We start from the raw sequence: 11,897 nt of genomic DNA, 5'->3' as shown, positions 1-11,897 counted from the left end.
CGCCGCGATCTGGCACAACCGCGCCACCGGCCAGCCCGTCACCCGATCCCTGATCGCCTACGACCACTGACCAGACTTCGGACTTACTCGTCTAGTGGCCTAGTGGCCGCCCTCGCCCTCGTGGTCGACCGTGGGCGTGGGGGTCGGCGTGGGGGCGGCGGAGGCGCCCGGGACGGCCGGCAGGCCGGTGAACTCGCGGCTGCGGGTGATCACCGGGACGTCCAGGGTGACGATGCCCGCCTTGGCGAACTGGAGCTGGACCTTGACGCTCTCGCCGCCCTTGAGCGGCTTCTTCAGCTGCTCGATCATGATCGAGGGCGTGGGCCTGCCGACGGTCGCGGCCTTGTTCACCGGGAGCGGGACGGGCGCGGGGACCTTGGCGGTGCCGACGCCGGGGTCGACGCCCAGGCCGACGAGCTGGTCGTCCTCCTTGCCGTGGTTGACCACGTAGAGGTAGAGCGGCGTGCTCTGGCCCGCGGGGAGCGTTCCACCGGAGTCCGGGCCCAGGAAGTACGCCTGGGAGATGGACAGGTTCCGGCCGTTGTCGTTGATCTTGGTGCTCAGCGCCTCGGTGGGCGCGTAGGGCTGGTTGGTGATCGCGTCGAATCCGGCGCCGCAGCCCGCCAGGGCCGGGGCGGCTGCGAGGAACGCGGCGGCGGCGATCGCCCAGTGACGGCTGTTGCGGGTCACGGTGCGAGTTCTCCTTGTCACACATGAGATAGGGCAGGCCAACCCTATCTGTGGACTTTCTCGGGTTTTCCGGCGACCCGCCTGATCGCGCCCCCCGGCGGAGCGCAGGTCACCGCCGTTTTTTACCTGTTGATTCATAGAGTTGAGCGCTTGTCAAGGCTTAAAACGCGGCTTTGACCTGCAGTTATGGTGATTTCACTGTTCCGGGAGCCTGTGGATACGTGGTACTCTGGAGTACAGCGGAAGGGGTACTTGTCACATGACTTTCCAGGTCGGCGACACTGTCGTCTACCCCCACCACGGGGCTGCTCGGATCGAGGCGATCACGACCCGAACCATCAAGGGTGAGGAAAGGACCTACCTGGTTCTCAAGGTCGACAAGGGCGACCTTACCGTCCAGGTGCCGGCGGACAACGCCGAACTCGTCGGAGTTCGCGACGTCGTCGGGCAGGAGGGCCTTGAGCGCGTCTTCGACGTGCTTCGCATGCCTCACACCGAAGAGCCCACGAACTGGTCCCGCCGCTACAAGGCCAACCTCGAGAAGCTGGCGTCCGGCGACGTCAACAAGGTGGCCGAGGTCGTTCGCGACCTGTGGCGACGAGACAAGGAACGCGGACTCTCCGCCGGCGAGAAGCGCATGCTCGCCAAGGCGCGGCAGATCCTGGTCAGCGAGCTCGCGCTCGCCGAGAAGACCAACGAGGACAAGGCAGAGGCCTTGCTGGACGAGGTTCTCAACTCCTGAACACGACATTTCCACGGGTGGGCGTCGGAGTCGACGTCCACCCGTTCGCATCCGGGCGCGAACTGCACCTGGCGGGCCTGCACTGGCCGGGGGAGACCGGCCTGGCCGGGCACTCCGACGGTGACGCCGCCGCCCACGCCGCGTGCGACGCGCTGCTGTCCGCCGCCGGTCTCGGCGACCTCGGCGGCCTGTTCGGCACCTCCGACCCGCGCTGGGCCGGAGCCTCCGGCGTCTCGCTGCTGGAGGAGGCCGCGCGGAAGGTGCGCGAGGCCGGTTTCGAGATCGGCAACGTGGCCGTCCAGGTGATCGGGAACCGTCCCAAGCTGGCGCCGCGCCGTACCGAGGCCGAGAAGGCCCTCAGCGCGGCCGTGGGCGCACCCGTGAGCGTCAGCGCCACCACGACCGACGGCCTCGGCCTCACCGGCCGGGGCGAGGGCGTGGCGGCCGTCGCCACGGCGATCGTGGTCAACCTGAATCCCGATTCACGCGTCCTCTAGGCGGAGCGCGCGAGCGCACCGGCGGGCGGCGCGAAGAGCCCGCCGTATTTCCGGAGAGGCGGCCCGTTTCCTGGCGCGGTGCGGGCCGCCCCTTTTTGTGTGGATAATCTGCGAATGTCCTGGGTAGCCCCCTAATGACCATGTCCTCGTAACGGGGGGAGCTGGACATGATTGGATCGATCGTCTCCGCGATCGTCATCGGAGCCATCGTCGGGGCGCTGGCGCGCCTCATCATTCCCGGCCGGCAGAGCATCAACATCGGACTGACGCTCATCGTCGGCATCGCCGCGGCGCTCATCGGGACGCTCATCGCGAGTGCCCTGGGCTTCGCGAACACAAGAGGAATCGACTGGTGGGAACACGTCCTCCAGCTCGCCCTCGCGGTCGCCGGGGTGATGCTCGTCACCCAGATGCGGCCGGGTAGAACCGGAAGAACCGATCGCACCTGAGTTGACCTGGGATTTTGCTGTTCCCAGGAATAACCGTGGTGCAGGGGGTAGCCGTCTTCCCGTGAGAGTGAAGGTCTCACCCTCACGGGGAGGTTGATATGACCATCGCATCCATTCTCGGAGCCATCGTCATCGGCGCCATCGTGGGCGCCGTCGGCCGTCTCCTGCTTCCCGGCAGGCAGCCGATCGGATGGATTCTGACCATCGTCGTCGGTATCGTCGCGGCGCTCATCGGCACCGCGATCGCCCAGGTCCTGAACGTCGCCACCACGGACGGCATCGACTGGATCGAACTCGTCATGCAGGTCGTCCTGGCGATCGTCGGCGTCGGCCTGGTCGCCGGGCTCCGTCGTTCCCGGGTGTAGCCGGCCGGGCTTCGCCCCCGGGTGAGCCCGTCGAGGCTGCACTGGACACTCTCCGGTCCGGAGAGGTATGCGGCGGCCCGCACCACGCCGCCGCCTTCCAGCCAGACCCGCTCGGCTCCATCCGTACGCCGAGCGGGTCACGGCCGTCCCGGGCCGGTCCGAGCGACACGCCGGACCGGTCCGGGGCCTCCCGGCCCGTGACCGGAAGTGAATAGATCGCCGGTCCGCAGTGGGGCGCCGTCCACCGGTGTGTGGACGAGAAACTGCGGGCCGGTCCACTGTAGGTCGGCGAAGCGCGGGCCATGGACGCCCGCCGCACGACCGATCTCCGCGGACAGGCCCCGCCTGTCCGCCGGCCCGAAATCCGGGCCGGCTCCCCCCAAGGCCCCGGAGCCGGCCCACGGGCACACCCGCCGGACCGCCGGGAGAAGCGCCGACTCCCGTCAGGCCCCTCCAGGAGGCCGGCCGCACGGTCCGGCGCACCGCACCGTCGTACCGCTCCCGTCGTACCGCTCCCGTCGTACCGGATCCCCTGTGCCCGCACGGCCGCACGGCCGCACGGCCGTGCGGGCACAGGGGATCCGAGTTCACCCCTCCGGAGGGGTGGGAGTGCTGCGCATGCGCCCGGACGGGGGCGCGGCGGTGTCGTCGCCCGCGTAGGACCGGTGCCGTCCCGCCGCGTCCTCCTCCGGATCGGCGGCCTCGGCGCCGTGCGCGGGGTCGGGGGAGTCGGCGCCGGCGGCGTCCATGGTCCGCAGGGGCTGGGTGACCTCGCCGTATCCGGTTTCTGGGGTTTCGCCGTACGGGGCGTCCGCGTCATACGGGGCGTCCGCGTCATACGGGGCGTCCGCGTCGTACGGCGCGTCCGGGGAGCCGCCGCCCGTTTCGGAGGCGCCGCCGTCTGCCGCGTCGCCGTACCCCGCGGTCTCGTCCGGGCCGTGCTCCGGGGACTCCCCGGCGGCCGGCTCGAGTGCGGTCTCCCAGGTCTCCACGCGCTCGCTGACGCGGCTCTCCGGCTCCGGTCCTGGCTCCGGCACGGCAGGGCGGAGCGGGTGGACGAGCAGGTCGCCGCGGCGGGGCCGGACCAGGTCGCCCCAGCGCACCGGCACGTCCCGCCTGTCCCCGGTCCTGTCTTCGGCCCTATCCTCGGTCCTGTCTTCGGTCCTGTCCTCGGTCCTGTCCGGATCCCGCCTGTGCGCCGGGACCGGAGGGCTCGCCTGGCTCACCGCGCCCGCCCGGCTCACCGCGCCCGGCGGGACGGCGTCCCCCGCCGCCCGGCTCACCGCGCCCGGCGGGACGGCGTCCCCCGCCGGCCGCGCGGCCGGTACGGCGGGGCCGGCGGGCTCGGGTCGCTCGGCGGTCGCGTCGATCTCGGGCGTCTCCGGGGCGGGCGTGGGGCCGACCACGGGGACCGCCGGAAGGTCGTGATGGGGCGCGGACTCCAGCGGCGGGGCCGCCTCGGGGTCGAGCAGCACCTCGGTCGCCTGGTGCCCGGTCGCCTGGTACCCGGTCGCCTGGAGGCCGTCCGCGCGGGCCGGAGCGGAGGACGCGGCCGGGCGGACGGGGTACTCCGCGGTGGGCGCCTCGGGGAACGGCACGATGTCACGGCCGCCGTGACCATGCCCGCGGCCGGAGCCCGCGGCACGGGCGTCCAGGGAGGCCCGCCGCGCGTGGGCGTGCTTGATCAGCAGCAGCCAGAGCCACAGTGCCACGGTCAGCATCGCCCACGGGGCGACGGCGACCACGACGGCCGCCTGCCGTACGTCCACCGCGACCCGCATGGCGGTGGTCACCTCGACGGCGACCGCCGCGGCGAGCAGCAGGGTCAGGACCAGCCCCGCCTGCAGGCGGACCGGCCAGCGCCCGCCGCGCAGCAGCAGCACACTGATCATCGCGACGGCGAGCAGCGCGTCGAAGGCGGCGGGGTAGAGGTAGGCCAGATCGGTCCGGGCCTCGCCGAGGACGGCGAGGGCGCGCAGGTCCTCGAAGGAGAGCACGCACGCCGCCCCGGTGAGGGCGGCCACGCCGATCCCGGCGAGGACGACGCCCGCGTGGCGCAGGGCGGTGGCGGCCCGGCCGCGCTCGGCGGGGGCGGGTGGGGCTGAGGACGGGCGGGAGAGCGAGTCCGCCGCCGCGGGGGAGTTCACGTCCATGGCCCTTCGAGCGTACAGAATCGACACCCACCGTGATCGGTTGAGTGAATCTCCAGAGGGGCGAAGCGCGCCACCTGGATCACAGAAGACCCTTATATCCGCAAAAGAGGGTGCCCGGCGGCCCCAACGTCCGGCAACCCGGCCTGTGAGGCGGGTCAAGGCGTTAGCCTTGCCATCGTGAGTCTGCGCCTTTACGACACCAGCACGCGTACGGTCCGCGAGTTCGTTCCGGTCGAGTCCGGCCGGGCGTCGATCTACCTGTGTGGCGCCACCGTGCAGGCTCCACCGCATATCGGGCACATCCGCTCCGGCGTCAACTTCGACGTGCTCCGGCGCTGGATGACCAGGTCCGGATACGACGTCACCTTCTGCCGGAACGTCACCGACATCGACGACAAGATCATCCGGGTCGCGGCCGAGGAGGGCGTGCCCTGGTTCGTGGTCGCCGAGCGCAACCAGCGCGCCTTCACCTGGGCCTACCAGGTGCTCGGCTGCCTGCCGCCGACCGTCGAGCCGCGTGCCACCGGCCACGTCCCCGAGATGATCGAGCTCATGGAGCGGCTGATCGCGGCGGGCCACGCCTACGCCTCCGGCGGGGACGTCTACTTCGACGTCGTCTCCTACGCCGACAGGTACGGCTCGCTCTCCAACCAGAAGCCGGAGAACATGCGGGCCGCCGGCGACACCGACACCGACTCCTGCAAGCACGACGCGCGCGACTTCGCCCTCTGGAAGGGTGAGAAGCCCGGCGAGCCGACCTGGCCGACCCCGTGGGGCCGCGGCCGCCCCGGCTGGCACCTGGAGTGCTCCGCCATGGCGACCAAGTACCTCGGGGCGACCTTCGACATCCACGGCGGCGGCGTCGACCTGATCTTCCCGCACCACGAGAACGAGCTGACCCAGTCGCAGGCCGCCGGGGACGGCTTCGCCCGCTACTGGATGCACAACGGCATGCTCAAGATCGGCGCGGAGAAGATGAGCAAGTCGCTCGGGAACTCCCTGCTGATCCCCGAGGTCACCAAGAAGGTCCGCCCGGTCGAGCTCCGCTACTATCTGGCCGCCCCGCACTACCGCTCCTCGATCGACTACTCCGAGGAGGCGCTGTTCGAGGCGGCCGCGGCCTACCAGCGTATCGAGGGCTTCGTCACCCGGGCTGCCGAGGTGATCCACGACGTGGACGCGCACGCCCCGCTGCCCCAGGCGTTCACCGACGCCCTCGACGACGACCTGGGCACCCCCCAGGCGCTCGCCGTGGTGCACGAGGTGGTCCGCGAGGGCAACGTCGCCCTGGCCCAGGGCAACAAGGAGCAGGTGGCCCGGCTGCTGGCCGAGACGCAGAACATGCTCGACGTGCTCGGCCTGGACCCGCGCTCGGCGCAGTGGCGCTCCTCGGGCGGCGGCTCCGGCCTCCGCGCGACCGTGGACGCCCTGGTGGCCGTGGCCCTGGAGCAGCGCCAGGCGGCCCGGGCCCGCAAGGACTTCGCCGCCGCCGACGCCATCCGCGACCAGCTGGCCGAGGCCGGGGTCACCGTGGAGGACACCCCTCAGGGCCCCCGCTGGGAGCTGGCGAGGTAGCCGAGGCGGGAGCGCCGGGGTCATGGGGCCGCGTCCCTGTGGCCCGGCGCTCCGGGCGCAGGCCGTACCCTAGGGACCATGGCTGGTGGGGGTAGAGGGGCCGGACGGCCCGCGAAGAAGAAGAGTCCGACCAAGGGCACGGGCGGCAACGTCCGGCGTGGCCTGGAGGGCAAGGGGGCGACCCCGCCGGCGCACATGCGGCACTGGTACAAGGACAAGGCGCGCGCCGAGCGGCTCGAACGCGAGGAGAAGACCGGAAGGTCCTCCTCCCCGCGCACGCCGGTCCGCACCCGGCGCAGCGAGGACGCCCCCGAGTACATCGGCGGGCGCAACCCGGTCGTCGAGGCGCTCCGCGCGGGCGTGCCGGCCAGCGCCCTCTACGTCGCGCAGCGCATCGACAACGACGACCGGGTCAAGGAGGCGATCCGGATCGCCGCCGACCGGGGCATCGCGATGCTGGAGGTCGGCAGGGAGAAGCTGGACCGGCTGACCGAGGGCGCGATCCACCAGGGCCTGGCCCTGCAGATCCCGCCCTACGAGTACGCCCACCCGGAGGACCTGATCGGCCTCGCCCAGGACGCCGCCGAGGTTCCGCTGATCGTCGCCCTCGACGGCGTCACCGATCCGCGCAACCTCGGCGCCATCGCCCGTTCCGCCACCGCCTTCGGCGCCCACGGCCTGGTCGTCCCCTCCCGCCGCTCGGCCGGGGTGACCGGCGGCGCCTGGAAGACCTCGGCGGGCACGCTGGCGAACCTGACCGTGGCCCGCGCGGCCAACCTCACCGCGACCCTGCGGGAGTACCGCGAGGCCGGGCTGTTCGTGGTCGGCCTGGACGGCGAAGGCCGGGTGGACCTCGGCGACGCCAACCTCCTCGACGGCCCGCTGGTCGTCGTCGTCGGCTCGGAGGGCAAGGGCCTGTCCCGCCTGGTCCGCGAGGCCTGCGACCTGGTCGTCCGCATCCCCATGCACGCCGCGGCGGAGTCCCTCAACGCGGGCGTCGCCGCCGGCATCGCCCTGTACGAGGTGGCCCGCCACCGCAGGAGGTAGGCACCGCCCGAGGATTGCCTGAGATACCTCGGTGACGTCAGGGGCTCGGTCCGACTACACTCGTCAGGCAACCATGCCGACGTAGCTCAATCGGCAGAGCATCTGTCTTGTAAACAGAAGGTCAGGGGTTCGATTCCCCTCGTCGGCTCGCAGGTAGAAGGCCCCTTCCGAGGTTTGGAAGGGGCCTTTTCGATCTCTATACAGCAGTGAAGTACAGCAACGTGCGCAGAAGACTCCTGCCTACGGCTGCCGTTCACCTCACGCCGAGTTCCTTACGCATCAGTCTCAGGTACTCATCGAACGCAGACGTGATCGGTGCCTGATCGCCCTTCCCATCCGTCCGGAAGTACGCCATGAGTTCTTTGGTCTGATTTCGTCGACGACAAGCAGCAGCGTTTGTCGGTCAGTTTGGATAGCGCTCAGGGCCGATGCGGGTCAGAAATGTCGGTGAAAAGTAGCAGCGTCAAGAGGCGATCGACGATCACGTGGGGGCCTGGTGCTCTTCCTCGACGAGGTCCTGGACTGGTGAAGGAATTTCCAACGAAGTACCGCTTGACCTGCGATGATCCTGACCCTTTGGCTAAGGCCTCGATTGGCTTACGGTGTGGAGCATGAGCGGCAAGCCGCAGTTCGGGTACGGCGCTGGACCGGGACGCCGAGATGATCCGATCGGTGTTGCGCACGGCGGGACGGCGGGAGTGCAGCGGAGGAGGGCTATGAGCGGGCTGGAAGTCCTGTCGGACGGGCGCACCGAGAACTACGCCGACCGAGAGCTGCCACACGCGATCGATGATCGCATCGGCGCGTTGCTCGATGGATTCACCTGGGCGGACCTGGGTTCCCTGCCTGAGCGGCTGCCCGCTCATGCCGACTCGGTGCTGAGCTGTTACGGCGAGCGGGCCGCCACGCTGGCAGTCCGGCTCGGGTCGGCGCAGCCGCTGGCCCGCGGCATCCGCGCGGTGCTGCTGGGGGTGGTCGCCGCGCGGGACTTTCGCGATGTGCTGCCCTCGCTGGCCGTCCTGCACCGGGCGATTGAGCTGGTCGGGCTGAATGCTGATGCGTACCTGCGGGAGGCGGCGAGCGGGCTGGACCCCCGCCTGCGCGAGGTGGCACAGGAGTTCGCCAGCCGGGCGGCGTCGGACAAGGCGCTGCGGGCGATGGGCTACCGGGAGAGCGGGAGCGGGGCCGAGTTCACCTTCGAGCGCCCCTCACCCTGCGGAACGCACTTGTCGTCTCACCGCAAGTCCAGCAGCGCTGCTATTTCTCAGTGACATCGATTCTCGGCCCAAACGGTCGCTGTCACCACCGATCGACAGTCGCTCCGGCAGAGCCCCCGACGTCCACAGGACCGTCCCGTCCGGTGTGGCGAGGACCTGCACGTTCATCCCGTGCACGCGGTGCTTTCCGGAGAAGTACGGCCGGTCGGCCTTCACCCGGTCGGTGTGGATCAGCATGCCGCCGGCACCAGGTCGTGCAGCCCGTTCTTCTCGGCTGTGCGCAGCGCCCTGCGCAGCTTCGGCGACCTCGCCGACAGCAGCATCACCGTCTCTTCCACATACCGCCACGCGGTGGTCGTCGAGACCCCGAACCCAGCGGCGATCTCGCTGAACGTCTCCCCCTTACGCAGGTAGACCAGCACGAGCAGGGCTTGCTGTCCGGGGTTCAGCCGCCGCCAGGGTGAGCCGATCGCCTTGCGCCTGCGGCGGATCAGGCCGGCCACGTAGTTCAGCGTTGAACGCGGCAAATCGACCGCGGCACGGTAGAACAGCACCTGAAGCTCCTGGTCGGGATGGGTCTGGTTGTGGTGATCAACCCATTTACCAGGAGCTTCTCTACGTCGTCAGGCGAACGCCCGACTCTCGATCATGCTGTGACCAGGCAGGCCGCCGCCTGGGGATGAAAAGCGTTCAGTGCTGCGCCCCAGGGCTCAACGGTGTTGGCGACGAAGCCGGACAGTTCCATATCCTGTCCGCGACTCCGTTCCCGAAGACTTTGGACGGTTCGCCTCCTTGCTGACGGCGTGCCCGATAGGGCGGGGAGCAAAGGGGAACAGGGGGAGTCACGGGGAGCGCTATCGGTGCGTGAGCTGCTTCTTTGCCAGCCATCCAAGATCGGTACGCGTCTTTGCAAGCAGGATGTCAGGAGCTCGAACCTCCCGGTGCCACATCAGGCAACGTTCGCCCTGTCGACGACGGCACGTAGACACCGATCGTCGGCATGGCGGTTTGAGGCGGCCGTGCACGATCGCATCAGGTGGCTGGTCGAGATGCTGCGGGTCGCCACCGGCCGACCGGTGACCACCGGGTTCACAGGTAGCTGACGCCGGTCAGTTCCTCGGCCGCCGCCCAGAGCCGCTTGCCGACGGCCGGATCGGCCGCCTCTCGGCTGAGCCGGGCCTCGGTGACCGGGCCCCGCGTCTCCCAGAGCCTGGACGGCCCGAAGAACTGGCCGCCCCGCACACCGGGATCGGTCGCGGCGCGCAACTGCGGCAGCGCGCCCTGCTCCACCGACTGGGTGACCAGCAGGCCGAGCCGCGCGATCATCTGCCCGAACCGGCCACGGTGCTCCCAGGCACGCGGAGTCAGGTTGGTGCGGGTGAGACCGGGATGGGCCAGCGCACTGACGATCGGCGATCCGGCGACGCGCAGGCGGCGGTCCAGCTCGACGCCGAAGATCGTGGTGGCGAGCTTGGACCGACCGTAGGCGGGAGCGGCCCGGTAGTCACGTTCGGACATCAGGTCGTCGAAGTCGAGGTGCGCGTTCTTATGGGTGATCGAGCCGAGACTGACCACCCGGGATCGCCTCGCCGCGGCCAGCTTGCCGAGCAGCAGGCCGGTCAGCGCGAAGTGGCCCAGCATGTTGGTGGCGAGCTGCAGCTCGAAGCCGTCGGCGGAGGTGCGGCGCGGGCCGAGCAGCACCACGCCGGCGTTGTTGACCAGCAGATCGATCGCAGGGTGGTCGACGGCCAGCTTCGCGGCGAACGCGCGTACCGAATCGAGGGAGGCCAGGTCCAGCTCGCGCACCTCGACGTCGCCACCGATCCGGCGGGCGGCCTCCTCGCCGGCGGCGGTGTTGCGGACGGCGAGCACGACATGGGCGCCGCGACGGGCCAGCTCGGTCGCGGTGACCAGGCCCAGGCCCGAGTTCGCGCCGGTCACGACGGCGATCCGGCCGTGCTGGTCGGGGATGCGGTCGGCGGTCCATCCGGTCATCTGCTGCTCCTGCGGGTATCGGTACGGTAGACCGACGACGCTAGAAGCAACGCGAGCCGGTTCGATCGTTCTCGGCTGCCTAGGTCTGCGGGACCTACCATGGGTGCCCGGCGAGGCGGCACACTTGCGGCATGAGCAATCCGTACGCTCGTGAGCTCGGAGATTTCCTGCGGGCCCGGCGCGGCAGGCTGCGTCCATACGACGTCGGCCTGGAGCCGGGCGGCCGGCGCAAGGTCACCGGGCTGCGGCGCGAGGAGCTGGCCTTGCTGGCCGGGCTGAGCACCGACTACTACCAGCGGATGGAGCAGGGCCGGGAGGTGCGCCCGTCCGACGATGTCCTGGACGCGCTCGCCGGGGCGCTCGGCCTCGACGGCGAGGAACGCCGGCACCTGTTCACCCTGGCCCGCGCCGCCCGCCGGCCGGTACCCGCCCGGGTGGACCGTGGCCCGGAAAGGGTGCCGGACAGCACACGGCGGCTGCTGCGGGTGATGGACACCCCAGCGGTCGTGCTCGGCCGGCACCTCGACCTGCTCGCCTGGAACCCGATGGCGGAGGCGCTGCTCGGTGACCCGGACGCTTACCCGCCCCACCGGCTCAACATGCTCCTGCTGATGTTCGACGACACGCTGACCGGCGAGCGGAGCTGCCCGGACTGGGAGCGGCAGGCCCTGGACTACATCGGTATGATGCGTGCCGCCGTCGCCACCGACCCCACTCATCCGCGCGCCACCGCGATCGTCGGTGAGCTGAGCATCCGCAGCGCCGAGTTCCGGCGGCTGTGGGCCCGGCACGACGTACGCGCGTCGGTCAGCGGCACCAAGACCTTCCGGCTCCCCGCGGTCGGCGACATCGTCCTGGACTGGGACACCTATCCGCTGCCCGGCAACCCCGGCCCGGTCATGCTGGTCTTCACCGCCGAGCCGGGCAGCGCCGACGCGGACCGGCTGCAGCTCCTGGCGTCATTGCACGCGACCCGCTCGGCGCTCGCCGACAAGCAGACGGGTCCAGATTCGCGCGTCGTTGACACTTCTGACGCTTTCTGAACCCGATACACCCCTTGACGTCCACTTCCACCTAGTACTACAACAACATTTCGTTGTATAAGCGATGTCGTCGCCGGTAGTGGCTGATACGAGCACGGTACTGATAGAGCCTGCGGCGATACGA

General features: G+C 70.4%; 11 protein-coding genes, 1 tRNA gene and 1 pseudogene. 9 read left to right on the top strand and 4 right to left on the bottom strand.

The annotated features are described in order from the left end of the window. Positions 1–99: 99 nt before the first annotated feature. Complete coding sequence (locus FHS22_RS36715; protein ID WP_184948815.1) at positions 100–690, bottom strand: copper chaperone PCu(A)C domain-containing protein; 591 nt, start codon at positions 688–690, stop codon at positions 100–102. Between the two features lie 259 nt (positions 691–949). Here FHS22_RS36715 and FHS22_RS36710 point away from each other — a divergent pair, with 259 nt between their 5' ends. The 4 genes from FHS22_RS36710 to FHS22_RS36695 all read left to right on the top strand — a co-directional run bounded on the left by FHS22_RS36710 (position 950) and on the right by FHS22_RS36695 (position 2,743). After that, positions 950–1,432, top strand: coding sequence for a CarD family transcriptional regulator (locus FHS22_RS36710; protein WP_012887713.1), 483 nt, complete (start codon positions 950–952; stop codon positions 1,430–1,432). Positions 1,433–1,449: 17 nt separating this feature from the next. Next, on the top strand, positions 1,450–1,929 hold the full coding sequence (gene ispF / locus FHS22_RS36705; RefSeq protein WP_184948814.1) for a 2-C-methyl-D-erythritol 2,4-cyclodiphosphate synthase: 480 nt from the start codon (positions 1,450–1,452) through the stop codon (positions 1,927–1,929). A 167-nt stretch (positions 1,930–2,096) separates the two neighbouring features. After that, entirely contained in the window at positions 2,097–2,378 is a 282-nt protein-coding gene (locus FHS22_RS36700) for a GlsB/YeaQ/YmgE family stress response membrane protein (protein WP_184948813.1), read from the top strand. A gap of 98 nt (positions 2,379–2,476) precedes the next feature. Beyond that, complete coding sequence (locus tag FHS22_RS36695) at positions 2,477–2,743, top strand: GlsB/YeaQ/YmgE family stress response membrane protein (RefSeq protein ID WP_184948812.1); 267 nt, start codon at positions 2,477–2,479, stop codon at positions 2,741–2,743. A gap of 587 nt (positions 2,744–3,330) precedes the next feature. Here FHS22_RS36695 and FHS22_RS36690 read toward each other — a convergent pair. Beyond that, positions 3,331–4,896, bottom strand: a complete 1,566-nt coding sequence (locus FHS22_RS36690) for a DUF2637 domain-containing protein (protein ID WP_184948811.1) — start codon at positions 4,894–4,896, stop codon at positions 3,331–3,333. A gap of 177 nt (positions 4,897–5,073) precedes the next feature. Here FHS22_RS36690 and cysS point away from each other — a divergent pair, with 177 nt between their 5' ends. The 4 genes from cysS to FHS22_RS36670 all read left to right on the top strand — a co-directional run bounded on the left by cysS (position 5,074) and on the right by FHS22_RS36670 (position 8,789). Continuing rightward, a complete protein-coding gene (cysS, locus tag FHS22_RS36685) occupies positions 5,074–6,471 on the top strand; it encodes a cysteine--tRNA ligase (protein ID WP_184948810.1) in 1,398 nt (465 codons plus the stop codon). A gap of 78 nt (positions 6,472–6,549) precedes the next feature. Beyond that, on the top strand, positions 6,550–7,518 hold the full coding sequence (gene rlmB, locus FHS22_RS36680; RefSeq protein WP_184948809.1) for a 23S rRNA (guanosine(2251)-2'-O)-methyltransferase RlmB: 969 nt from the start codon (positions 6,550–6,552) through the stop codon (positions 7,516–7,518). A 75-nt stretch (positions 7,519–7,593) separates the two neighbouring features. Continuing rightward, a tRNA-Thr gene (locus FHS22_RS36675) sits at positions 7,594–7,666 on the top strand. Between the two features lie 568 nt (positions 7,667–8,234). Beyond that, positions 8,235–8,789: a hypothetical protein gene (locus tag FHS22_RS36670; RefSeq protein ID WP_184948808.1), complete on the top strand. Its 555-nt coding sequence runs from the start codon at positions 8,235–8,237 to the stop codon at positions 8,787–8,789. A gap of 51 nt (positions 8,790–8,840) precedes the next feature. On the opposite strand, the pseudogene FHS22_RS36665 reads toward FHS22_RS36670, so the two are convergent. Further along, a pseudogene (locus FHS22_RS36665) lies at positions 8,841–9,289 on the bottom strand (transposase family protein); the annotation flags it as partial. Between the two features lie 535 nt (positions 9,290–9,824). After that, positions 9,825–10,730 carry an oxidoreductase gene (locus FHS22_RS36660; protein WP_184948806.1) on the bottom strand — a complete coding sequence of 302 codons (906 nt, stop codon included), beginning with the start codon at positions 10,728–10,730 and terminating at the stop codon, positions 9,825–9,827. Positions 10,731–10,861: 131 nt separating this feature from the next. On the opposite strand from FHS22_RS36660, the gene FHS22_RS36655 reads away from it, so the two are divergent. Continuing rightward, positions 10,862–11,773, top strand: coding sequence for a helix-turn-helix transcriptional regulator (locus tag FHS22_RS36655; RefSeq protein WP_184948805.1), 912 nt, complete (start codon positions 10,862–10,864; stop codon positions 11,771–11,773). Positions 11,774–11,897: the final 124 nt, after the last annotated feature.

It is taken from the genome of Thiemannella venezuelensis (assembly GCF_014203605.1).
GTDB classification, from domain to species: domain Bacteria; phylum Actinomycetota; class Actinomycetes; order Streptosporangiales; family Streptosporangiaceae; genus Planomonospora_A; species Planomonospora_A venezuelensis.
The sequence above is the reverse complement of the archived record's forward strand: the minus strand, read 5'-3'. Positions and strand labels throughout refer to the sequence as shown.